Genomic DNA, 25,718 nt, shown 5'->3' on the forward strand with positions numbered 1-25,718 from the left:
AAGTTCGTATTTTTGATGAGCAAAATTTTTTATATGAAAAAAATTCAAATGGTTGACCTACAAGGTCAATATCAACAAATAAAAGAAGCTGTAAATTCTTCTATAGAACAAGTTTTAGATACTTCAGCATACATAAATGGACCTTTAGTTCATGAATTCCAAGCAGATTTAGAGAAATATCTAGGTGTAAAGCACGTAATTCCTTGCGCAAACGGAACAGACGCATTGCAAATAGCAATGATGGGACTAGGTTTAGAACAAGGTGATGAAGTAATAACTGCCGATTTTACTTTTGCAGCAACTGTAGAAGTAATTGCATTGTTAAAACTGACTCCTGTTTTAGTGGATGTAGATGCAGAAACGTACAACATAGATATTGAAGCTTTAAAAAGAGCGATTACTCCAAAAACAAAAGCCATAGTACCTGTTCATTTATTCGGACAAGTAGCAAATATGGATGCTGTAATGGAAATTGCAAAAGAGCACAATCTTTTTGTAATTGAAGACAATGCACAAGCAATTGGAGCAGATTATACATTTAAAGACGGAACAAAAAAGAAAGCAGGTACTATTGGAAACGTAGGTACAACTTCTTTTTTCCCATCTAAAAACTTAGGTTGTTACGGAGATGGTGGTGCAATTTTCACAAATGATGACGCATTAGCTCATACCATTAGAGGTATTGTAAATCACGGAATGTACACACGTTATTACCATGATGTAGTAGGTGTAAATTCTCGTTTAGATTCTATACAAGCTGGAGTTTTAAAAGCAAAATTACCACTTTTGGATACTTATTGTGAAGCAAGAAGAAATGCTGCTCGTTTTTACAACAAAGCATTATCAGTTTCAGAACATATTATTACACCTGTAACAAAGTCGAACGCAACACAAAGTTGTAAAGATATTTGCGACACGTGTGACTGTCACGTTTTTCATCAATATACGTTACAAATTACAAACGGAAAAAGAGATGCATTGCACAAACATTTGTTAGACAGCGGAATTCCGAATGCGATATACTATCCAGTAGCTTTACATTCTCAAAAAGCTTACGCTGATACTCGTTACAACGAAAGTGATTTTCCTGTTACTAATGAATTGATAAAAACAGTAATTTCTTTACCAATGCACACAGAGCTAGACAAAGAACAATTAGAGTTTATTACAAAGACTATTTTAGATTTTGTAAACTAAAAAGGACAGCATTGTTATTTAGAGGAAAAACAACATTGTTATCTTATAATAACCAAACATATTACTGCATTATAATTCCTCTTAATAATGCATAAATAAAACAGAATGAAAAGAATATTAGTTACAGGAGGATTAGGATTTATTGGTTCTCACACCGTTGTAGAATTACAAAACGAAGGTTTTGAAGTAGTAATTATCGATGATTTATCGAACACATCTATTGGTGTATTAGACAACATTACATCTATAACAGGTATTAAGCCAGATTTTCATCAAATCGATTTAAGAATTAAAAGTGATGTAAAAAGCTTTTTCGAAAACAACAAAGTAGACGGTATTATTCACTTTGCTGCTTTTAAAGCGGTTGGAGAAAGCATGCACAAACCTTTAGATTACTACGAAAACAACTTAGGTTCTTTAGTATATTTATTACAAGAAATGAGAGACAGAAAGTTAGATAACTTTATTTTCTCTTCTTCTTGTACAGTTTACGGACAAGCAGATGAATTGCCAATTACAGAAAATGCACCTGTAAAAGCAGCAGAATCTACTTACGGAAACACCAAGCAAATTGGCGAAGAAATTTTAAGTGATGCGAGTAGAGCACATGGTTTAAATATTATTGCTTTAAGATATTTTAATCCAATTGGAGCGCATACATCTATTAAAATTGGAGAATTACCTTTAGGTGTTCCTCAAAACTTAATACCTTATATTACACAAACCGCTGCCGGTATGCGTGATGAATTGTCGGTTTTTGGTGATGATTATGATACCGTAGACGGAACAGCTGTTCGTGATTATATTCACGTAGTAGATTTAGCAAAAGCACACATTGCTGCATTACAGCGTTTGATTAAAAAGAACAATAAAAAGGCTTTTGAGTACTTTAACGTGGGTACAGGAACAGGTAGTTCTGTTTTAGAAGTAATTAAAGCTTTTGAAAAAGCTTCTGGAAAACCTTTGAATTATAAAATTGTTCCTAGAAGAGAAGGTGATATTACTGCTGCTTTTGCAGACACCACTATTGCAAACAAAGAGTTGAACTGGAAAACAGAAAAAACTTTAGAAGAAGCATTAGCGTCTTCTTGGAAATGGCAATTAGCTCAAAAATAAAATTCTTAAAAACTCCAATCTTTACCGATTGGAGTTTTTTTTTGCTTTAGAATACTTCTGTTCTTTTTAACAGCGAATTAAAAAACCTAAACATACATAGGTTTTACCTAATGTAATTAAATTTAGAAATATCAGTTCGAGTGATTTTTATAAAAAATCGTACAGAGAACTCATATAGAAACTAAAATGTTCAATAGATTAATGCTATAATTTATCAAACTTACTTTTCATGAAAATTTCAGGGAAACGCTATTTAGATTACTCCTCCTTTATAAAACTTAACTTCGGAGAAAGGGTTCAAAAAATATCTTTAGACATTGGCTTCTCTTGTCCGAATAGAGATGGTTCTAAAGGTTATGGAGGTTGTACCTATTGCAACAACAATACCTTTAACCCAGATTATTGTAAACCTAACAAAAGTGTAAAACAACAATTGGAAGAAGGTATTTCTCGATTTTCTACCAAATACAAAACGCAAAAATATTTAGCCTATTTTCAGGCTTATACAAACACCTACTCAGATTTTGAATCTTTAAAGATAATGTATGAGGACGCGTTAAATGTTCCCAATGTAATTGGCTTAGTTATCGGAACAAGACCCGATTGTATTTCTGATGAAGTGATAGATTACTTATCCTTTTTATCAAAAAAATATTTTATTTCTCTAGAATTCGGAGTAGAAAGCACTTCGAACAAAACTTTAGAAAAAGTAAACAGATGTCATTCTTATGATGATAGTATTGCTACTTTTAATAAATGTAAAAACAAGGGTTTTCATTTGGGCGCTCATTTAATTATCGGTTTACCTGGAGAAACAGAAGAAGATTTACTCAACCATGCTATTGAAGTTTCTAAACTACCTATAGACACTTTAAAACTGCACCATTTACAGATTGTAAAGCAATCTATCATGGCCTCTCAATATAAACGAAACCCGGAAGATTTTAATCTTTTTACACCAGAAAGCTATATTGACTTTATAACCAAATTTGTTACTTTATTAAGACCAAACATAGTTATAGAGCGTTTTATCAGTCAAGCACCAATAGATTTACTAATTGCGCCAAAATGGAACGGACTTAAAAACTTTGAAATGGTTGCCCAAATTGACAAACAACTGGAGATAGAAAATATTTGGCAAGGGAAGAATTATACGGAGATTTAGAATATCAAACAAGTTGTAAACCTTAGTTTAAAAAATAGAGGAAACATACTTGGTTTGGTTAATTTTAAAATAAAAATCTCAAATAATTCTAGATCTATTTAGTTCGTTGTAATTTTGCTATTCATAAATTTAACAATAAAAAATCATGAATAAAATATTAAATCAGACTTACCCTTTTCTTATACTCTCTTTAATTTTATTCAGTTGCAGTAATCAAAAGAATAAATTTGAATTGCAACAAGGAGATCTACTATTTCAAAATACGGGAACAGGTGAAATAGACAATGCTATTAAAGACGTAACGGCAACTCCAGTTTCTAAAAATTATTCGCATGTTGGTATAGCAATGCAAAAAAATAAAGAATGGTTTGTAGTAGAAGCGATTCCAAAAAAAGGTATTCGTCAAACTCCATTGCAAAAGTTCCTGAATAGAAATAAAAATAAACTCAACAAATCTCAAACCACAGTTGCAAGGCTAGATAGCTATTACCAACCTTATATTTCTAAGGCGATAGCCTATGGTATTGAAAGAATAAATACACCTTATGATGAGATTTTTTTATGGGATGATAATTCTTATTATTGTTCCGAATTAGTTTATAAAATGTTTTCATCTCAAGACTTGCCTAAAGATTCTATTCCTTTTCTTACGCATCCAATGACATTTAACGACAGCACAGGAAACCCAATGCCTAGTTGGGTAAAGTACTACGAAACACGCAATCAGCCAATTCCTGAAGGAATTGAAGGAACAAATCCAAACTTAATGGCTAGCAGTCCTTTCATCACATTTGTACATGATTATGAGAATGAATAACGCGTAACTTATTATCTGTAAACAATTAACTACGTTAGTATTTGCTGCTTAATTTATAGGTTTAGAGTATTTAATCGGTACACCAATCCCCTCTTTTATGAAGTAGGATCATAAAAAAAACAAGAGTAGAGAAAAAACCTCTAACTAAATCCGATTGATTTTTTGACAAATAATTTATAGCTAAGTTTTAGCACACTTACAGAAACCGTTCATAATTCACCCAAACAAGAAACAAAAACCATTAATTACAAGTAATTATCAAGCTTTTCAATCAGTTTTCTGCTTTTTAATGTTTTTATATGATAATTATATCACCCTTAGAATATCATATCCATAAAACCTTCTTGTAATGTTTTACATATTCATGTTTCTTCACCCTTTTGTCGGATTTTAACAGTTATAAATAGACTGCCCTTTCAATTCCCGATAACTTTGTAGCCGATTTATTAATGATACTAGAAAACATGAAACTGATTAAAATTAAAAGAAAAACACGCTTAGAAAAACGATTTACGCCCAAAATGGGAAAATTACACACCAATGTAACTTACATTAAAAAAACACTATTTAATATTATACCTATAGAAACTGTACATAAATATAGAGAAACATATTACGGTGAAATTAAAGATTGTGAAGACTGTCTTTTATCAAAATAATAATCAAAATCCTAAACTAAAGTTTAGGATTTTTTTTTGCATTATATTTAACAACACAAAAACATACCCATCAATAAATAATAGTATTTTTAAAAGCTTAAAAATCAACCAAAATGAAAAAAATATTACTTGTATTCTTAGCAACAACTTGCTTATTAAGTTGTAAAAAATCATCCGAGGAAAAAACACCAGAACTGAGCATCAATTATGAAAAAATTGAACTAAAAAACGGCTTAGATGTTATTTTTCATGTAGATAAATCAGACCCAGTTGTGGCAGTAGAACTAATGGTGCATGTTGGTTCTGCAAGAGAAGTGGAAGGTAGAACAGGTTTTGCACATTTATTTGAACATTTACTATTCTTAGAATCAGAAAATTTAGGAAAAGGTGGATTAGACAAAATGAGTGCAAGAATTGGAGGTTCTGGTGCAAATGGATCTACATCTAGAGACCGTACAAACTACTTACAAACGGTACCAAAAGATGGTTTAGAAAAAATGATTTGGGCAGAAGCCGATAAATTAGGTTATTTTATAAACACGGTTACAGATCCTGTTTTAGCAAAAGAAAAACAAGTTGTTAAAAATGAAAAAAGACAGAGTTACGATAATAGACCATACGGACATAACCAATATGTAATAGGTAAAAACTTATACCCAAAAGACCACCCTTATAACTGGCAAGTAATTGGTTCTTTAGAAGATTTACAAAACGCAACTTTAAATGATGTAAAAACATTTTTTAAAAAATGGTACGTACCAAACAATGCAACTTTAGTATTGTCTGGTGATATTGATATTGAACAAGCTACTAAATGGGTTCATAAATATTTTGATGAAATCCCTAAAGGTGATGAAATTCCTACACTTGAAAAAAGACCAGGAAAAGTAGACCAAATAAAGTCTTTATATTACGAAGATAATTTTGCTAGAGTTCCGCAATTAACAATGGTTTGGCCAACGGTAGAACAATACCACCCAGATTCTTATGCTTTAGATGTTTTGTCTCAATATTTAACAGACGGAAAATCGGCTCCTTTTAATCAAGTTTTAATTGACGATTTAAAGTTGACTTCTAGAACAGGTATGTTTAACAGAAATGCTGAATTAGCCGGAGAAACACAAATTTCTATTAGAGCTTTTAACAACGTAAAGCTAGACGATGTAAAAGCAGGAATTGAAAAAGCATTTGCAAAATTTGAAGCAGAAGGAATTTCAGAAAAAGATTTAAACAGAATTAAAGCCGGACAAGAAACACGTTTTTACAGTAGTTTGTCTAGCGTTTTAGGTAAAGGAACTGGTCTAGCTTCTTATAACACCTATACAGGAAATCCTGGGTTTGTAACAAAAGATATTAAAAACACCTTATCAGTAACAACAGAAGATGTAATGCGTGTTTATAACAAATACATCAAAAACAAAAATTATGTTGCTACAAGTTTTGTTCCTAAAAACTCTGTAGAATTAGCGTTACAAGGCGCTATTTTAGCTGATGTTGTTGAAGAAAAAATTGTAATAGGTGCAGAAGAAAAATTCGATCCTAAAATTGCAGCAACTTACGAAAAAACACCTTCTTCTTTTGACAGAAGCGTAGAACCTCCTTATGGCGAAGCTCCGTCTTTAGCAGTTCCTGAAGTATATGAAAGTAGTTTAGAAAATGGTTTAAAAATCTTTGGAATCGAAAATGACGAAGTGCCTTTAGTACAATTCAACATTACAATTGATGGTGGCCAATTATTAGAATCTATGGATAAATTAGGGGTTGCTAACTTAACTGCAGATTTATTAAATAAAGGAACCAAAAACAAAAGTGTAAAAGAATTAGAAGAAGCTATTCAAGAATTAGGCGCTTCTATTTATGTGTATTCAGATGTTGAAAACATAACTTTAAGCGGAACAACTTTAGCAAAAAACTATGATAAAACATTAGCTTTAGCACAAGAAATTTTATTAGAACCAAGGTTCGATGAAAATGAATTCGATTTACTAAAAAAAGCAACCATTGCTAATTTACGTCAGCAAGAAGCAAGCCCTAATTCTGTAGCAAGAAATGCTTATAACGAGTTAATTTACGGAAAAGAAAACATCCGTTCTAAAAATATTTTAGGAACAACAACATCCGTAGAAACAATTTCTATAGAAGATTTAAAAGCTTATTACAATAATTACATTTCTCCTTCTGTAGCTAAAATGTTGGTTGTAGGTGATATTTCTAAAGAAAAAGTAATTGCTTCTTTAACAACTTTAAATACTAATTGGAAAGCTAAAGAAGTTACCATCCCAACTTATAAAACACCAGACACACCAACAAGTCCTGCTGTTTATTTTTATGATATTCCGAATGCAAAACAATCTGTTTTACAATTTGGTGCTCCAGCTTTGGCTGCAACGGATAAAGATTTTTACGCAGCTTCTGTGATGAATTATATTTTAGGTGGCGGTGGTTTTGCTTCTCGTTTAACACAAGAATTACGTGAAGGAAAAGGATATACGTACGGAGTTCGTTCTGGATTTTCTGGTACAAAAGCAAAAGGTGCTTTTACCATTTCTAGTAGTGTACGTTCTAATGTTACTTTAGAATCGGCTCAATTGGTAAAGCAAATTTTAGAAGAATACCCAACTACTTTTTCTGACAAAGATTTAGAAACTACAAAAAGCTTCTTAATTAAAAGTAACGCAAGAGCTTTTGAAACTTCTAGAGCAAAACTAAATATGTTGTCTAATATTAGTGACTATGGCTGGAGTGCAGATTATGTAAAAGGCCAAGAAAACACGGTTAACAACATGACCAAAGAACAAATTACAGAGTTAGCTAACAAATATGTGAGTCCTACTAAAATGATTTGGCTTGTTGTTGGTGATGCAGAAACTCAACTAGAAAGAATGAAAGAATTGGGTTATGGAGATCCAATTTTATTGAACAAAAGAGCTGAGAAAATCAAGAATTAGATTTAAATATTTTTATAGAAAAGCCCCAATTTCAAAATTGAAATTGGGGCTTTTTTTATGTTTTTTTATTACAATACTTAACTTTAAAAAAATACATTAAAAACTAATTTAGTTTGTTTCTATCCTTCTAAAAAGCTAACTTCGTTAACTTCTGATATAAAACATTGAAACGATTTCATATCATTAGAGTTGGCAAACATTTGAACGCAACCTTTCGAGAGAAATCGCATCTAACATAAAAAAACTAAATACAAATGAAAAAAATTAATTTACTACTTATTCTATTCACAATAATATTCCAAGGTTGTAAAGATGATGATGAATGTAATCAACTATGCTTTACACCACCACAAGCTTTTCAATTTGAGATTGTCGACAAAGAAAGTGGAGAAAATTTATTTACAAACGGAACGTTTGACTCTAATGAAATTACTATAACTGACAATTTGAATAATAATGAATCTATTGAATTTTCGTTTATATCTGAAAATAATATTAATTTGATTCAAATCGGTTCAATTGGTTGGGCAACTGAAATTGTAAATCTAAAAATCGACATATCTGATAATCATATTTTTAATTTTTACGTTGACGCAGAAAGAATAGAAGATTGTTGCAGTTACACAGAATATAATGAAATTAATTTAACAGATTCAGAATTTGAATTGAACAGTCAAACTGGAATTTATAAAATACTTGTGGAATAAAAACGATTTGCCAACACCGTATAAAAATAATTGCGGTTTCGTGCTTAATCAAAGGTCGTTGCGTGTTTGTAACGTCTGATTTTCCTTCGGAAAATCCTCGCATACAAACCCGCAACTATTCTTATACAACAACGTTAACGAAACCGAAAATTCGGCCACAAAAAAAACGAACTCTCATAAGTTCGTTTTTTTTATATAAAATATTTCATTAAAATCTATTCAGCCAATGCAGCGCCAGAAGCAGCAACAGATCTATCAATTTTACGCATTAAACCTTGTAACACTTTACCTGGTCCAACCTCAATAAATTCAGTTCCACCATCAGCAATCATTGCTTGCACACATTGCGTCCATTTTACAGGAGCCGTTAATTGAGCAATTAAGTTTTCTTTAATTTCATCCGGACTCGTAACTGCTTTGGCAACTACGTTTTGGTATACTGCACAAGTAGGCTCGCTAAATACAGTTGCTTCAATTGCAGCTGCTAATTCTGCTCTTGCAGGCTCCATCATTGGCGAGTGAAACGCACCACCAACAGGTAGTAACAACGCTCTTCTTGCTCCTTTTTCCGTTAAAACCTCACAAGCTTTTTCTACTGCAGCAACTTCTCCAGAAATCACTAACTGTCCTGGGCAATTGTAATTTGCAGCCACCACTACTCCATCAATTTCTGCACAAGTTTCTTCTACTACATTGTCTTCCAATCCTAAAACTGCCGCCATGGTACTTGGTGCAGCTTCACATGCTTTTTGCATTGCCAAAGCACGTTTAGAAACTAATTTTAAACCATCTTCAAAAGTTAAAACGCCGTTTGCTACTAAAGCAGATAATTCTCCCAAAGAGTGTCCCGCAACCATTTCTGGCTGAAAAGAATCACCTAAAACTTTCGCTAAAATTACCGAGTGTAAAAAGATTGCCGGCTGCGTAACTTTCGTTTCTTTCAACTGTTCCGCCGTTCCTTCAAACATAATATCTGTTATCGAGAAGCCTAAAATCTTGTTTGCTTTTTCAAAGTATTCTTGCGCTAATGCAGACTTTTCGTATAAATCCAATCCCATTCCTGTAAATTGCGCTCCTTGACCCGGAAAAATATATGCTTTCATAAAATATGTGTTTTTATAACTATTTATTCTTTTTATTATTGGCAAAAATAATCATTTTTATTGGAAGCTAATCCCGCTTTCCGCACTCGCTTTTTTTATTCCGAAAAAGAATAAAAAAGAGCTCAAACAATTGCTGCAATCGGGGCTAAACTTGTTTGCCAACTATTTGTAATCCTAAAATAGCAAATAGCTTTATCTTTAGTAAAATTTTCAAGAAACTCATTCAATGAGCAGATATCAAAAAAATTAAACCATTTTATATTGCAAAACCTCAAAAGTTTTAAAAACTTTGAGGTTTATGAATTAGGTAGTTTTGTAGTTATTAATCTATAAATATTTATATTTTTAATGTACTAAAAGAACTACTTGTAAAAATAATATCAAATAACTAAATTATCAGCTATTATTGTAATCAACTTAAAAAAATTTCGTCTATATAATTAGAAAACAAAAAACAATGAAAAAAATACTTATAGTAATCGTCACTCTTTTTGCATTATCAAATACAAATGCGCAAACAGCAATATTTCATAATTTGTTACAAAATAACGTAACCAAAGACGGAGTTGTAGATTACAAATCACTGAAACAAAATCCATCAGAATTAAATAGTTATATTTCTTATTTAGAAAAAACAACTCCAGATAATTCATGGTCAAAAAACAAACAAAAAGCATTTTGGATAAACGCCTATAACGCCTATACTCTTAAACTTATTTTAGACAATTATCCTTTAAAAAGTATTACAGACATCAAAGAAAATGGACTTATTGCTTGGAAAATACCGTTTGCTAAAGTTGGTGGAAAAACCTATACTTTAGATCATATAGAACATACCATTTTAAGAAAAAAATTCTCGGACCCCAAAATACATGTTGGTGTAAATTGTGCTTCTGGTTCTTGTCCTAAATTAGGAAACAAAGCATTTACAGAAAAAAATATAGAAGCAGAATTAACGCATTTAATGAAAGTTTTTGTAAACGATACTTCAAGAAATAAAATTACAGAAAACAACATTCAAATATCTTCTATTTTCGATTGGTTTAAAGAAGATTTTATCAAAAAAGGTACAATTATCGATTTTTTAAATAAATATTCAGAAACTAAAATTAGCCCAAAAGCAAAAATTAGTTATCTAAAATATGATTGGTCGTTAAACGGAAAGTAGTATTTTTATTTTTCAAATAAACATCAAAAAAGATTATGATGTTGCACCTTAAATAGAATTTGAAAGAATCGTAAAACACAACAAAGAACTTGGAAACAAGTTCTTTCTCTATTCTAAAAAAAATAGTTATCGAAGTTAAATTAAAATAACGTCTACCAAAGGAACAAATAAATATATAATGAAGAAATTTTTAATTCTTTTTCTACTGATAACATCAACGCTATCTGCACAAAAGAAGTTAGATAAGTTGTTGAACAAATTCAACAAGAACAATGTTCCTTATATTTCTGTAGATACATTAGCAACTACAAAATCTTTTCTTTTAGACGCTAGGGAGCCAAAGGAATACAATGTCAGTCATTTAAAAAATGCGATACTTGTTGGTTTTGATCATTTTAACATCAGCGAAACAGTAGATAAATTACCTAAAAATAGAGATGCAAAAATTGTGGTGTATTGTTCTGTTGGTGTCCGTTCAGAAATTATTTCACATCGAATTATAGAAAAAGGCTATACAAATGTTTACAATTTGTACGGAGGAATTTTTGAGTGGAAAAATAACGGTTTTCAAGTAATGGATACCTTAGGGAATACGACAGAAAAAGTCCACACCTATAATAAAGAATGGAGCAAATGGCTTACAAAAGGAGAGAAAGTTTATTAAAAAATTTTTCAGTAAACAGTTCTAGTTTTCAGAGATCACTCTTGTGCTTAAAATAAAAATATATTAAAAAAAATCTTACCGCATTAAAACATAGTCTATAATCTCTATGCTTTCCATGTGGTGAAAACTTGATACATTAATGGAAAATAAAATAAATAGTAAAAATTTATTATTAATCTTTACCAGAAACCCGGAGTTAGGCAAAGCAAAAACACGTTTAGCTAAAACAGTTGGTGATGAAAAAGCTTTAGAAATCTATAAATTTTTATTAGAAAAAACACGTAATATTTCCTCTGAAGTAACATCCGATAAAGCCGTTTATTATTCAGTAAAAATTAGAGAAAACGATATTTGGGATGCAAAAAGCTATCAAAAACACCAACAAGTTGGAGAAGACTTGGGCATTAGAATGTTAAACGCTTTTAAAAATAGTTTTGATGCGGGTTATAAAAAAGTTATGATTATTGGTAGTGATTTGTATGATTTAACATCAAAAAACATAGAAAACGCATTCAAAAAACTAGACACAAATGATGTGGTTTTAGGACCTGCAGAAGACGGCGGTTATTATCTTTTAGGTATGAATGCTTTACAAGAAAACATCTTTAAAAATAAAGACTGGGGAACGGCTTCAGTTAGAAAAGATACATTAACAGATTTACAAGATAAAGCAGTATTTTTGTTAGAGGAATTAAATGACGTTGATGTTTTTGAAGACATCGAGCATCATCCTGCATTTGTACAATTTTTACAATAACAAGTTTTCTCTCAAGTTCAGTGGAGAGAGAATGTAATTTAGGTCTCGACTGCGTTAGACCAGAAAACAAGATGAAAAAACAGCAATTACAAGAAACCATCGATTTTTTAAAATCAAACGGAATTACAAACCCAGAAATCGGCATTGTTTTAGGAACAGGATTAGGAAAGTTAGTAGACGAAATTTCAATAGAAAAAGAAATTTCATATTCAGATATTCCCAATTTTCCGGTAGCAACTGTAGAGTTTCATTCTGGTAAATTAATTTACGGAGAATTGTCTGGAAAAATGGTACTTGTAATGGCTGGACGTTTTCATTTATACGAAGGTTATAATGCTTGGGAAGTTACTTACGGAATTAGAACGATGCACGGTTTGGGTATTAAAAACTTATTAGTTTCTAATGCCGCAGGAGCCATTAATCTTACTTATAAAAAAGGAGATTTAATGCTGATAAACGATCATATTAATTTACAAGGAAGTTCTCCTTTAGCTTTTAAAGGAGCCAATACTTTTGGAAATATTTTTGCAGATATGTTAGAACCGTATTCTAAAGAAATAAATACTAAAATTATTGCAGTTGCCAAAGAGCAAGATATATTATTACACGAAGGTGTTTATACAAGTGTTTTAGGTCCTCAATTAGAAACTAGGGCAGAATATAGAATGTTGCAAATTTTAGAAACTGATGCCGTTGGTATGAGTACTGTACCAGAAGTTATTGTTGCAAAACAACTCAACTTACCTTGCGCAGCCATTTCTGTATTAACGGATGAATGTGATCCTAAAAACTTACAACCTGTAGATATTTCAGAAATTATTGCCATTGCAGGTAAAACAGAACCTAAAATGATTACGCTGTTTAAAGAAGTAATTAAAGTATTGTAAATGAACAAATACTTAGACATTATAAAAAACTCCTATTCCGATTATTGGAATTACGTAAAACAATCTGTTTTAATGGACCTCAATTGGGAAAACTATTTCTACGGATTAATTATTATTTCTTTAGTAGTTTGGGGATTAGAAGCTATTTTTCCTTGGCGCAAAAACCAATCATTATTTAGAAAAGACTTTTGGTTAGACACTTTTTACATGTTTTTCAATTTCTTTATTTTGAATTTAATTGTCCTTATTGCCTTATCTAATTCGGCAGCAGAATTGTTTAATGATATTTTAGGAATTGTGGGTTTATCAATTGCAAATTTTCAATTATTAGAAATTAATAACCTACCATTTTTTGCACGTATTTTTATCTTTTTCATTGTCGTTGATTTTGTACAATGGTGGACACATAGATTATTACACACATTCGAGTTTCTTTGGAATTTCCACAAAGTGCATCACTCAGTAAAAGAAATGGGCTTTGCCGCACATCTACGTTACCACTGGATGGAACCTGTAGTTTACAGTTCTTTAAAATACATTCCGTTAGCAATTATTGGTGGATTTTCTGCACAAGACGTAGCTATAGTTCACTTTTTTAATATTTTTATTGGGCATTTAAACCACGCAAACATTAATTGGGATTACGGTTGGTTAAAATACATTTTAAACAATCCGAAAATGCATATTTGGCATCATGTTAAAGAATTGCCTGAGGACAGAAAAAATGGTGTAAACTTCGGAATTACATTAAGTGTTTGGGATTATATTTTTAAAACAAACTACATTCCATATTCTGGTAGAGATATCGAATTAGGTTTTGAAGGTGATGAAGAATTTCCTAAAAACTTCATAGAACAAGAACTATATCCCATAGTAAAAAAGTAACTCTTTTTGTATCTTTATCACTTTTTAAAATCAACTATATGAAATATATTAAAATTCTATTTTTATTCCTTTTTGTACAGGTTTCTGCGCAACAAGGAGGTATGTGGATTCCTTCGCTTTTAGAAGGAATGAACGAACAAGAAATGACTTCTTTAGGAAGTAAATTAACAGCAAAAGACATTTACGATGTAAACAATTCTAGTTTAAAAGATGCTATTGGGCATTTTAACGGAGGCTGTACTAGTGAAATTATTTCTCCAAAAGGTTTAATTTTAACCAATCATCATTGTGGATTTGGTCAAATTCAATCTCATTCTACCTTAGAAAATGATTATTTAAAAGATGGTTTTTGGGCAATGAATTTAGAGCAAGAATTACCAAACCCAGGTTTATATATCGAGTTTATTGTGCGTATTGAAGATGTTACAGACAGCGTTCTTGCAGGTGTAAATGATTCTTTAACTGAAAGAGAAAAACAATCTATCATTACAAAAAATGGGAATGCTTTACAAAAAACAATCACTAAAGAAGCTTGGCAACAAACCAAAATAAAATCCTTTTTTCAAGGAAATCAATTCTTTTTATTTGTTACAGAACGTTTTGAGGATATTCGTTTAGTGGGTGCACCACCAACAAGTATTGGTAAATTTGGTAGCGACACAGATAACTGGGTTTTTCCTAGACATACTGGAGATTTTTCTATGTTCAGAATTTATGCAGATGCAAATAATCGCCCAGCAAAATACAGTAAAGACAACGTTCCTTATACACCAAAACACTTTTTACCAATTTCTTTAGACGGTGTAGAAGAAGGAGATTTTACCTTAGTTTTTGGTTTTCCAGGAACCACAGATGAATACTTACCTGCTGCTGCAATTAAACATATTACTGAAGAATACAACCCAACAAATATTGCCATTAGAGAAGCTGCATTAAAGGTTATTGATGCAAAAATGAAAGAAAGTGATGAAGTTCGTATTAAATATGCTTCTAAACAAGCCGGAATTGCAAATTCTTGGAAAAAATGGATTGGAGAAAATTTAGGAATCCAAAAAAGTAACGCCGTAAAAAAAAGACAAGCTTTTGAAGCTACATTTACAAAAGCCTTGGCAGAAAAAAACTTAACGGAAAAGTATGGAAATATTCTTCCTGAATTTGATCGTTTGTATAAAGAGTTTGCTCCTATCAACATCAAAAGAAGAAACTTTATTGAAGTCTTTTTGGTGACCAATGAGCTAATGAGTATGACTTTTAGAGCATATCAATTTGAGCAAGCAATTAATAAAGATCCAAAGTCTTTTGACAAAGCAAAAGCTGCTATAGAAAGCACTTTAAAAGGCATTCACAAAAATTATGATGTGAGTGTAGACAAAGGTGTGTTCGAAAATGTAATGCCTTTCTATAACGATAACGTTGATGCTAGTATTTATGAAAAAACAGCTTTTACAAATCTAGATACCGCTTTACAATTGTTTGATGGAAAAGCTAAAAAAGTGCTTAAAAACTTGAATAATGATGCTGCATATCAATATGCAAAACCAATGATTGAAGCATTTTATAAGGATTTGAATAGAGAATATCAACTAAAAAATGAACCGATTGTAGCTTTGCAAAAAACCTACATGAAAGCATTGATGGAAGCATTGCCAAATGCGCGTTATTTTCCGGATGCAAACAGTACTTTACGTGTTACTTACGGACAAGTAAGAGGTTATGCGCCTAGAGATGCCGTTTACTATAATCCTGTTAGTTATTTAGATGGAGTTATTGAAAAATATGTTCCTGGAGATTATGAATTTGATGTTCCAGAAAAATTACGTGAACTTCATAAAACAAAAGATTACGGACAATATGCTGATAAAAATGGTAAAGTTCCGGTTTGTTTTTTAGGTACAAATCACACCACAGGTGGTAATTCTGGAAGTCCTGCAATAGATGCTGAAGGAAACTTAGTCGGTCTAAATTTTGATAGAGTTTGGGAAGGAACCATGAGTGATATGAACTATGACCCTGAAATCTGTAGAAACATTATGGTTGATGTTAGATATGTATTATTTATTGTTGATAAATATGCTGGAGCGACTCATTTAATAGATGAAATGACTATAGTACACCCGAAGAAAGGCAAATAATTAAAGTATATATTAAGTATTAAAAAAGGTTTAAGAAACATTTATTTTCATGTTTCTTAAACCTTTTTTTTGTGTTGAAAATTCAGTGTATTTCTGTCACTAAATAGTAATACTACATTGTAGGTTTCGAAGTTATTCCTTTTTGAAATGACTCAATACACTAACACATTCTAAAAAAATAACTGGAACTATGAGATTCCTCTTCCTTCCTCATTCTGAATGACAATTATAACTCTTTAAGAAAATAAAGGTTTTACTTATTTCTACCTTTTTCATTAGGGTACAAACTTGGTAAACTATCACTTTGTACAAATTCTTTGGTGTCAATATTTAAGCCAGTAACCTTTCCCTTAAAAGCGGCACCTGTATCAACATTCCAAACATTTGCAATGTTTATTGGGTTTGGTTCATTGTAGTTTGTTGTTGGCGTATGACCAATGTAAATTTCTTTATAGTGTTGTATTCTTTTCGGATAGAATAAAGAATCTTTTTCGATTTTAGAATCTAAAGCTAAAAGCATCTCCCACAATGATCTATCTAAATAAAACAACTCTTTAAATTGCTCTTTTTCTACGCCATGTAAAGAAGTAAAACCAGCATGTAAAAACAATCTATTTTCTGTATCTATATGATATAATGGTAAGTTTTCAAAAAAAGTAAGGTGTTGCTGTTTCTCTTCAATAGAGAAGCCTGCATAACTTTCCATGGTTTCTTTACCTCCGTGTAAAAACCAAATAGGATTTACATCATTCGTATCTTTTAACCAATTCTGACACCAAACATCATGATTTCCTTTGATAAAAACACAGTCGAATTTTTGAGACAACTCTAGTAAAAGCGCAACAACTTGTGCAGATTCACTCCAACCATCTACATAGTCTCCCATGAAAATAATTCTATCTCCATCTTTTAATTCAAGCTTATTTAAAACCTGAATTAATGCTTTTAATCCTCCATGAATATCTCCAATTGCAAAAGTTCTCATCTAAATTTGTTTTTGACAAAACTAAGTATTTTTATAAGAGAATAAGAATTGTAAGATTAAATTTAGATTACTAATCTTACTTTTTAGAAATACTTTTAAAGATCTCTAAACCTCATTATTCTGCAGTAAAAGTTTCTTGTATCATCAGGTTTACCCAAAAATCATCACTTAAACCCATTACAGTAATTTTATAATCTTCATTTAAAATTAATGCTGCTGGTGTATCTAAATTTATTTTTGAAGTAACGTTAGAAGTGTCATAATATTGAAACAATTTATCTTCTGTAAAAGTTCCGGATAAAAAATCACTATCAGCATCCGTAATTATTTCTAAATATTCAACATTTTCTAAATAAGAACCATCCCTCCAAGTAAATATCGGCATTAATGATTCACTCGAATCTATGGTAAGATCGGTAAACCATTCTGTAGGTCTTGTTTGATTTTTAATTTTTACTGGATTAGAAATATGTAATGTTTCATTAATAACATACGTAATAATACACCAACTTTCTGAATCATCTGTTCTATTGTACCTTCTAAGTTCACCTCCATAAACAGCTTCATCTGTCAGCATTTTTCTTCTATAATTAGAAAAATCTGTTTCATCTACTAACGTATTATCTGTTTCATAATACCTCATGGCAGAAGAACCTATTAAGAAATCATAATAAATATAAGAAAGACTCTGGGAACCACTACTACTTGCTGCAAAAGCTAGCGCACTTTCAATTGTTTTTGTTGAATTTAAAGCCACATACTCTTCCAAATTTCTTGGTACAAATGATTCTAGAATTACAGTATTTACCCAATAATCATCACTAATTGCCATCATTGTAAAAAGATACTCTGTGTCTTCTACCAAATCATCAGGCGTTCCAGAAACGTTTAAAGAACTCTCTACATTAGACGTGTCATAATATTGAAATGTTTTATCTAAAGTATATGTTCCGGAAACAAAAGTTTCATCGTCTACTTCAGAAATAGCTTCAAAATAAATTACATTATCACTCACTCCAAAATCTGACCAAGTGAATTTTGGGGTTATTGTTGTTGGATATTCTATAGTAACTTCATCCGTCCAACTTGTTGGGTTTGTTGCATTTTTTAAACGAATTGGATTCGATTTATGCAAATCACCATCTAACATATAGGTAACGATACACCAATTTTCTTCGGAACCAGACCTTGAAAAACGCTTCAATTCTCCTTCATAAACATTAGTTGCAGTTAGGTTCTGTCTTCTGTAATTAGAAAAATCTAATTGATCTACATTTAGGCTATCTGCTTCATAATATCTAATATCCGTAGCTCCTTCTCCTGGTGCAGCATATATATATGTTGTACTAGTATCTCCACTTGCACTTGCTGCATATGCAAAAACGTCTCCTAAATCTGTATTTGATGAAGTATCTATATATTCCTGTAAATTTCTTGGAACAGTAATATCATTATCTTCGGTACAAGAAAATAAAAAAAAGCAAACAAAAACTGTTCTCAAAAAATTTTTAATAGTCATATCTTTTTAAATTTTAATCGTAATAATTGGCAAGGTAGAATGATTTGCAATATCCTCGGCAATACTTCCTGCAAAAATATGAGATAATCCTTTTCTACCATGCGTAATTACAGAAATTAAATCTGCTCCTAATGCATTCGAAAAATTTAGGATCCCTTTTTCTACAGTTCTATCGCAAACATAATTTACATTAATCATTCTATGAACATCTCCTTCTGCTTTCAATAAAAAATTATTTGCCATTTTTTCCATTTCAGAAGTTGTTTTAAATTCTTCATTTGGTAAATTCACATATAAAATATGTTTTTGGGCATTTAAAAAGTCTAATGTTTTTAACATTCTTTGAAATCCAGGAATACTTTCTTCGGAAAAATCTGTAGCTACCACGATGTCCGAAAAATCGGCATTTAGCATTTCATTTTTTATAACCAAAACCGGTAAATTTGCAAATCTTACTACTTTTTCTGTATTAGAACCTACAAAAAATTCTTTTAAACCACTTGCACCTTCAGATCCCATAATTATTAAATCGGCATCTAGCTCTTTTGCAATGTCATTTATCTCACTAAAAACTTTAAACTGTTTTATAACTGGAATAAGTTTTACCCCCTCTAAAAAATCTTTTACCAGAAAATCTTTAAACTTTTTTTCTGCTAATTTTAAGAAAAAAATTGCTTTTTCATGCTGATTATCTTCACTCTCCGTTAAAGAAATTTCTTGTAAATCTAACATGTGCAACGCGTAAACAGTTGCTTTGTATTTTTTTGCTAACAAAGCAGCCGTTTTTAAGGCATGCTCAGAATGTACAGAAAAGTCTATGGGTACAATTATTTTTTTCATGGTAGTAGTAGTTTTTTGTTAATATGCTAATTTAAGCGCTAATTACCTAAATATATAGGATATTCGTCATATTTTAGATTGCTAATTTTCTTGATATAATTTTCTAATTGTTGCTTCTGCTGGTTTATTTTGTGGTGTAAATCTATTATCATTATTTCCACCAACTTTATCGTGTTTATGAAACCACTTCCAGATAAAACCACCTGCAAACCATTCTTCTTTCCAAAACTGATTATGGATTGCTTGTAAACCATTTACCTGAGCTTGCAAATTTACACTACCTTCTACCCTATTTGCGTCCCAAGGTTCTTTACCTGTATAATCTACACTTCGGTAACCGAACTCTGTAAATAAAATGGGTTTATTAAACTTCTGTTGAACTTGTATAATTTCTTTTTTGTGAGGCTGCCAACTTAATTCGAACTCCTTCACAGAAGGTGTTTTTTTATCGCTTAAAGGAAAGTAAGCATCTACACCAATAAAGTCTAATTCATTCCAAAACATAACACGTTTATATTCATCCCAATTTGCAGCGTAGGTTAATTTCCCTTTGTAAACTTTTTTGATTTCTATAATTAATTGATGCCAATATTCTGGCCTATTCATTACAAAATCTTCTAATTCTGTACCAATACAAAATATGTCTGCATTAATTTCTTGTGCTGCTTTTGCATAGGTTAAGATAAAATCTGAGTAAGAAACTTCTAATGTTTTCCAGTTCTCTTCAGAATCCATTTTTATATCACCTGTAAAAAAACCATGACCAACCCAAATTTGAGGTTTCACCATAATTTTTACATTCTTTTTCTGAAATTCTTCTGCATACTGCAATAAACCTCCTCTAGTTTCTCCAAACCACTGTCTGCTAGAATTAAAACCAACTTTAGGAAAAGAAAGGTCTCTGATAAATCCAAATGGCATTAATGCAACATAATTACTTTGCGCTTCTAAGACCGAATTTATATGTGTTTTATTTATTGTATCTCTTGATGCAACAAAACTTAATCCGTTTATTTTTTTCTGTTGACTATTGCATGATAACTGAATGAATATCAACAATAAAAAAAGTAGTTTATAGGTTTTCATATCGCCCGAAAATAGCTATTTAATAAAACAATGCTCTTAAACCAATGTTAAAACTTTGTACTAATAGTATAAATATTCCTCTTACTTATTTACTCTCTAAATTTTATTTAATAATCGGCATCTGTATGGATCTTAAATATTTCTTTAGAAAACTATCAAAAACATTATTAGTTCTTTTATCCATTCCTAGAATTATGCTAATCATTTAGTTAAGCATCTAAAAACAAGTAGTACTAACCACAATTAATAGATACTTTCATCCATAAAAAAATTACTCAAAAAATAAAACATTCTCCTTAATCACATTCAACAAAGACCTATTTCTTTATTTAAATCCATTCTAAATTAATCTATGCGATTAAGTTCTTAACTTTAGCTTCGACTTAACCCTCAAGAATCAATCACCCTATGAAGCATATTGTAATAATCGGTAACGGAATTTCTGGAGTTACCACTGCGAGACATATCAGAAAAAATTCTGATCATAAAATAACAATCGTTTCTGCAGAAACTAAATATTTCTTTTCTAGAACTGCCCTTATGTATGTCTACATGGGACACATGAAGTTTGAACATACACAACCTTACGAGAATTGGTTTTGGAAAAAAAACCGCATAGAACTACGAGAAGGATTTGTTAGTAATGTAAATACAGACAAAAAAGAATTAGAGTTTAAAGATGCATCTACTCTTTCTTACGATCAATTAATTATAGCAACAGGATCTAAACCCAATAAATTTGGCTGGCCAGGGCAAGATTTAGATGGAGTTATGGGTATGTATCATAAACAAGATTTAGAAAAATTAGAAAAGTTTGCACCAGACAACAAGGCTTGTAAACGCGCAGTAATTGTTGGTGGTGGGTTAATCGGTATTGAATTAGCAGAAATGTTAAGAAGCAGAAAAATACCTGTTACTTTTTTAGTGCGTGAAGATAGTTTCTGGAACGGGGTTTTACCTACACAAGAGTCGGAAATGATTAACAATCATATAAAAGAACATCATATAGATTTACGTTTAAGCACCAATTTAAAAGAGATTAAATCTGATGAAAACGGACGTGTAAAATCGATTATTATTGAAGAAACTGGTGAAGAAATTCCTTGTAATGTGGTTGGATTAACTGCTGGTGTAACTCCAAATATAGATTTCTTAAAAGAATCTGGTATCGCCTTAGGTCGTGGTGTAAAAGTAAATCGATTTTTAGAAACAAATATAAAAGATGTTTTTGCAATTGGAGATTGTGCAGAACAACACGAAGCTATTGGGCAACGTAGAAATATTGAAGCTGTTTGGTACACTGGTAGAATGATGGGCGAAACTTTAGCGCAAACAATTTGTGGCAATAAAACAGCTTACAAACCTGGACATTGGTTTAACTCTGCAAAGTTTTTAGATATAGAATATCAAACCTATGGTTGGGTCTTTAGCGAAAAAGGTAAGCAAGAAAATGAAACCTATTTTCAATGGCAACATCCAACAGAGCATAAATGTATTACGATTTCTTTTGATAAAAATACACATCTATTTTTAGGGATAAATACCTTCGGAATTAGAATGCGCCATGAAATTTTTGACAAATGGTTAACCGAAAACCAATCTATTGAACATGTTTTAGAGTATTTAGCCGACGCTAATTTCGATCCTGAATTCTTTAAATTACATGAAGCTGAAATTTTAGCAAAATTCAATACAGAAAACAACACCAATATTCAATCCAAAAAGAAAAGTTGGAAACGTATTTTTTCTCTTAATTAAAGAAATACGTTTAAAGAAATCCAATTTTAACTCATAACACCCCATAATTATTTTGAAACTCATAAAACAATCAGGTTTAATCATCTTCTTAGCAGGATTAACCTTCTTTATAGCTACCGTTTTCACAGGTTCGTTTAACTTAAAACAAGCGGAATTAGATACTTTTATAAAAGAAAAAGGCTATAAAAGTGAAATTATAAAAGAAGAATTATCAAAGGCAATTGTAACAGAAGAAAACTTAAATATTTTTCAATTCTCTAGCCGAGTAATCAATGCTTACGAAACCTCTAATAATCATTACGATGCATTAATTGCTAAATATGATTCAGAGAAAAATTGGGACGCAAAAGGAAAACAATTTCAATATAAGATCTCAGGAAAACCACATAGTATCAGTTTTGAACTTGCAAAAAAATCTGGTAAAGGTTTTGCTGCAGACAATACAGGTTTGGCTTGGTTTTTAACCTTTGGTTTAGGTATTATTGGGGCACTTATTTTTATTGTGCCTGATGTAATTTTACTTGGTAAACCCGGAATTAAAAACGATGGTATTTTCTTAAGCGCAGTTACCAACCGTGGTTGGATTGGTTGGTTTACTTTTATATTCTTGGTTACTTTTTATATTTTACTTTACTTTTATCCAGATTTCATTGTAAACTGGGTGTATTTAGTAGATCCAATTAGTAAATCTCTTAGCGGAAATCCTGCCGGTCAATGGTTTTTATATGGTTTTTTATACTGTACAGTAATGACAGTTATGGCAGTGAGAATGTATATAAAATACCGTCATAATAAATACCAAATATTAAGAACTACTTCTGTTTTATTCTTTCAAATTGTATTTGCTTTTTTAATTCCAGAAATTTTAGTTCGTTTTCAAATGCCTTGGTATGATTTTAAAAATGCTTTTCCTTTAGATTACGACTTTTTCTTTAGATGGAATTTAGAAGAACTGCTTGCTAGTGGTGCTTTTGGCTTATTTATTTTAGTTTGGGGAGTTGTTTTAACTATTGTAGTTGTACCTGTAATGGTTTATTTCTTCGGAAAAAGATGGTATTGTTCTTGGGTTTGTGGTTGTGGTGGTTTGGCAGAAACATTAGGAGATCCTTACAGACAAAACTCTAGTAAAACCCTACTTTCTTGGAGAGTAGAACGTATTGTAATTCATACTGTATTAATTTTTGTTTTGGTAATGACTGGGTTTGCTTTGTACACTTTCTTTACGCAAGAAAGTCAAGTTTTAGGTATTAAGACACAAACGATTCAAGATATTTATGGCTTTTTAATAGGTGCTATTTTTGCGGGAGTGATTGGTACCGGTTTCTACCCAATTTTTGGGAATAGAGTTTGGTGTCGTTTTGGTTGTCCGTTGGCTGCATATTTAGGTTTTGTACAACGTTTTAAATCTAGGTTTAGAATTACCACAAATGGTGGACAATGTATTTCTTGTGGAAACTGTTCTACATATTGTGAGCAAGGAATTGACGTAAGAGCTTATGCACAAAAAGGAGAAAACATTATACGTTCTAGTTGTGTTGGTTGTGGTATCTGTTCTGCAGTTTGCCCAAGAGGAGTTTTAAAATTAGAAAACGGACCAGAAGAGGGTAGAATTAATCCTACAGAAATCTTATTAGGAAACGATGTTGACTTAATGGATTTGATGAATAAGAAGTAAGAGTAAACTTTACGACTTATTTTAAAGCTATTCAAAAATATCCTGAAAAGCATTTCTTTAAGTTCGTAAGAAAACGAAACATATATTACTGAATGTAAAAAGATAAAGCCACAAAATAATTTTTGTGGCTTTATAAATTAAACTAAACTAACACTCAATTTTATTATAGATTTAATAATAAAAATCGATCTATTACATGAACAATACCATTGGTAATTATCATAAATAGAGGACAATGTATTTCTTATAGAAACTTGTTCTACGAATTATGAGCTAGAAATTGATATTAGAGCTTATGCACAACAAAAAGGAGGAAACATCATACGTTCTAGTTGTGTTGGTTGTGGTATCTGTTCTGCAGTTTGTCTAAAGGAAGTTTTAAATTAGAAAAACAAACCAGAAGAAGGTAGCAGCATTAATGCTTCATAAATTTTATTAGTAAACGATGTTGACTTAATCGTTTTAATGAATAAGAAGTAGAAGTAAACTTTACGACTTATTTTTATGCTATTTAAAAAGCATTTCTTTATGTTAGTAAAAACTAAACATATATTCCTGAATATAAAAATCAATTTTTTGTAAAAAATAAAGCCACAAAATAAATTTGTGGCTTTAAAAATCAAACTAAACTAACACTCTATTTTATTATAGATTTGGTAATAATACTCTATCTATTACGTGAACGATACCATTTGTTGTTTGTACATCTGGTATTACCATATTTGCAACTTCACCACCATTTCCTAAACCAGTAACCGTAAGTGTACCATTAGTAAAAGCACCTAAAGTTAAATCATCTCCCCCTAATGGAGATAATGCTCCTTCACTTAACTCTGAAGTAAATTTACCATCGTTTGCTATTACATGATTTAAAAGTACAGATGTTACTACCTCTACTGGTAATTGACGAATATCTTCTGGTTTTGTAAAAGTTAATCCTAATGCAGCACCTAAATCAATAAATGCCTGGTCTGTAGGTGCAAATACTGTAAATGAAGGGCTACCTTCCGAAGCAGAAAGTGCTCCTGCTAAATCTGCATAAAGTACAGCTTCCACTAAATAAGTTAATTCTGGTGATGTAAAAACCTGAGCCGTTTGAAGCGCTATTGCTGTTTGTACAATATCAGCTCCAGAAGCAATCATAACTTTATCAATTACATGCACAGTACCATTACTAGCCATAACATCGGTTGCCAATATTTTAGAACCATTAATATATGTATCCCCATCACGAGTTATAAAACGTCTGTCAATTCCAAGAGCAGATGTTGAAGAAACATCAGCAGAAATTGCTGAATTAAGTAAATTCCCATTAGAAACATGATATAATAATGTATTCGTCAAAAATGATTTTTGAAGTGCTCCCAAAGTATTTTCATTTAATCCCAATCTTGCAAAAGCATCATTAGTTGGTGCAAAAACGGTATAATCTCCAGAAGCATCTCCTGGATTAGGGTTACTTAAAACAACAGCAACACCTCCAGCTACCGCTGCAGCTTCTAACGTACTAAAATCTTGATTTGTAACAGCAATATTAGCAACAGAAGGTAATTCTTCTTCGTAATTAGATGTTGTTTCACATGAACTTAATGTACTAATAGCCATCGCTGACATTAATATATATTTTGATATAGATAAATTTTTCATAAT

General features: G+C 31.2%; 21 protein-coding genes. 15 read left to right on the forward strand and 6 right to left on the reverse strand.

Annotated elements, in window-relative coordinates; genetic code table 11:
• Positions 1-33 precede the first annotated feature (33 nt).
• From H0I29_RS02470 to H0I29_RS02500, 7 genes are all read left to right on the forward strand, one after another.
• Positions 34-1,197, forward strand: coding sequence for a DegT/DnrJ/EryC1/StrS aminotransferase family protein (locus H0I29_RS02470; RefSeq protein WP_218731250.1), 1,164 nt, complete (start codon positions 34-36; stop codon positions 1,195-1,197).
• A gap of 105 nt (positions 1,198-1,302) precedes the next feature.
• Positions 1,303-2,313, forward strand: a complete 1,011-nt coding sequence (gene galE / locus H0I29_RS02475; protein ID WP_218754294.1) for a UDP-glucose 4-epimerase GalE — start codon at positions 1,303-1,305, stop codon at positions 2,311-2,313.
• 229 nt (positions 2,314-2,542) lie between these two features.
• Complete coding sequence (locus H0I29_RS02480; RefSeq protein WP_218754295.1) at positions 2,543-3,478, forward strand: TIGR01212 family radical SAM protein; 936 nt, start codon at positions 2,543-2,545, stop codon at positions 3,476-3,478.
• A 145-nt stretch (positions 3,479-3,623) separates the two neighbouring features.
• Positions 3,624-4,295: a YiiX/YebB-like N1pC/P60 family cysteine hydrolase gene (locus tag H0I29_RS02485; RefSeq protein WP_218754296.1), complete on the forward strand. Its 672-nt coding sequence runs from the start codon at positions 3,624-3,626 to the stop codon at positions 4,293-4,295.
• A 464-nt stretch (positions 4,296-4,759) separates the two neighbouring features.
• Positions 4,760-4,954: a hypothetical protein gene (locus H0I29_RS02490; RefSeq protein WP_218731254.1), complete on the forward strand. Its 195-nt coding sequence runs from the start codon at positions 4,760-4,762 to the stop codon at positions 4,952-4,954.
• Between the two features lie 113 nt (positions 4,955-5,067).
• A complete protein-coding gene (locus tag H0I29_RS02495) occupies positions 5,068-7,902 on the forward strand; it encodes a pitrilysin family protein (RefSeq protein ID WP_218754297.1) in 2,835 nt (944 codons plus the stop codon).
• 254 nt (positions 7,903-8,156) lie between these two features.
• Entirely contained in the window at positions 8,157-8,609 is a 453-nt protein-coding gene (locus H0I29_RS02500) for a hypothetical protein (RefSeq protein WP_218754298.1), read from the forward strand.
• Positions 8,610-8,824: 215 nt separating this feature from the next.
• On the opposite strand, the gene fabD is transcribed toward H0I29_RS02500, so the two are convergent.
• Positions 8,825-9,712 (reverse strand): ACP S-malonyltransferase, encoded by an 888-nt coding sequence (gene fabD, locus H0I29_RS02505; RefSeq protein WP_218754299.1) that lies wholly within the window; start codon positions 9,710-9,712, stop codon positions 8,825-8,827.
• Between the two features lie 457 nt (positions 9,713-10,169).
• On the opposite strand from fabD, the gene H0I29_RS02510 reads away from it, so the two are divergent.
• From H0I29_RS02510 to H0I29_RS02535, 6 genes are all read left to right on the forward strand, one after another.
• Positions 10,170-10,880, forward strand: a complete 711-nt coding sequence (locus H0I29_RS02510) for a DUF547 domain-containing protein (protein WP_218754300.1) — start codon at positions 10,170-10,172, stop codon at positions 10,878-10,880.
• A gap of 178 nt (positions 10,881-11,058) precedes the next feature.
• Positions 11,059-11,544, forward strand: a complete 486-nt coding sequence (locus H0I29_RS02515; RefSeq protein WP_218754301.1) for a rhodanese-like domain-containing protein — start codon at positions 11,059-11,061, stop codon at positions 11,542-11,544.
• A gap of 139 nt (positions 11,545-11,683) precedes the next feature.
• Entirely contained in the window at positions 11,684-12,301 is a 618-nt protein-coding gene (locus H0I29_RS02520) for a TIGR04282 family arsenosugar biosynthesis glycosyltransferase (protein WP_218754302.1), read from the forward strand.
• 71 nt (positions 12,302-12,372) lie between these two features.
• Positions 12,373-13,188 (forward strand): purine-nucleoside phosphorylase, encoded by an 816-nt coding sequence (locus H0I29_RS02525; protein WP_218754303.1) that lies wholly within the window; start codon positions 12,373-12,375, stop codon positions 13,186-13,188.
• Positions 13,189-14,073 carry a sterol desaturase family protein gene (locus H0I29_RS02530; protein ID WP_218754304.1) on the forward strand — a complete coding sequence of 295 codons (885 nt, stop codon included), beginning with the start codon at positions 13,189-13,191 and terminating at the stop codon, positions 14,071-14,073.
• Positions 14,074-14,111: 38 nt separating this feature from the next.
• On the forward strand, positions 14,112-16,205 hold the full coding sequence (locus H0I29_RS02535; protein WP_218754305.1) for a S46 family peptidase: 2,094 nt from the start codon (positions 14,112-14,114) through the stop codon (positions 16,203-16,205).
• A gap of 253 nt (positions 16,206-16,458) precedes the next feature.
• On the opposite strand, the gene H0I29_RS02540 is transcribed toward H0I29_RS02535, so the two are convergent.
• The 4 genes from H0I29_RS02540 to H0I29_RS02555 all read right to left on the reverse strand — a co-directional run bounded on the left by H0I29_RS02540 (position 16,459) and on the right by H0I29_RS02555 (position 20,635).
• Positions 16,459-17,190, reverse strand: a complete 732-nt coding sequence (locus tag H0I29_RS02540; protein ID WP_218754306.1) for a metallophosphoesterase family protein — start codon at positions 17,188-17,190, stop codon at positions 16,459-16,461.
• Positions 17,191-17,305: 115 nt separating this feature from the next.
• On the reverse strand, positions 17,306-18,709 hold the full coding sequence (locus H0I29_RS02545) for a hypothetical protein (protein WP_218754307.1): 1,404 nt from the start codon (positions 18,707-18,709) through the stop codon (positions 17,306-17,308).
• A 6-nt stretch (positions 18,710-18,715) separates the two neighbouring features.
• Positions 18,716-19,549, reverse strand: coding sequence for a universal stress protein (locus tag H0I29_RS02550; RefSeq protein ID WP_218754308.1), 834 nt, complete (start codon positions 19,547-19,549; stop codon positions 18,716-18,718).
• An 81-nt stretch (positions 19,550-19,630) separates the two neighbouring features.
• On the reverse strand, positions 19,631-20,635 hold the full coding sequence (locus tag H0I29_RS02555; protein WP_218754309.1) for a glycoside hydrolase: 1,005 nt from the start codon (positions 20,633-20,635) through the stop codon (positions 19,631-19,633).
• A gap of 408 nt (positions 20,636-21,043) precedes the next feature.
• On the opposite strand from H0I29_RS02555, the gene H0I29_RS02560 reads away from it, so the two are divergent.
• Together H0I29_RS02560 and H0I29_RS02565 are read left to right on the forward strand one after the other, a co-directional pair.
• Positions 21,044-22,393 (forward strand): NAD(P)/FAD-dependent oxidoreductase, encoded by a 1,350-nt coding sequence (locus H0I29_RS02560; protein WP_218731268.1) that lies wholly within the window; start codon positions 21,044-21,046, stop codon positions 22,391-22,393.
• A gap of 52 nt (positions 22,394-22,445) precedes the next feature.
• Entirely contained in the window at positions 22,446-24,068 is a 1,623-nt protein-coding gene (locus H0I29_RS02565) for a 4Fe-4S dicluster domain-containing protein (RefSeq protein ID WP_218754310.1), read from the forward strand.
• 645 nt (positions 24,069-24,713) lie between these two features.
• Here H0I29_RS02565 and H0I29_RS02570 read toward each other — a convergent pair.
• Complete coding sequence (locus H0I29_RS02570) at positions 24,714-25,715, reverse strand: fasciclin domain-containing protein (RefSeq protein ID WP_218731270.1); 1,002 nt, start codon at positions 25,713-25,715, stop codon at positions 24,714-24,716.
• Between the last annotated feature and the right edge of the window lie 3 nt (positions 25,716-25,718).

It is taken from the genome of Polaribacter sp. R2A056_3_33, assembly GCF_019278485.1.
In the GTDB taxonomy this organism is placed as follows: domain Bacteria; phylum Bacteroidota; class Bacteroidia; order Flavobacteriales; family Flavobacteriaceae; genus Polaribacter.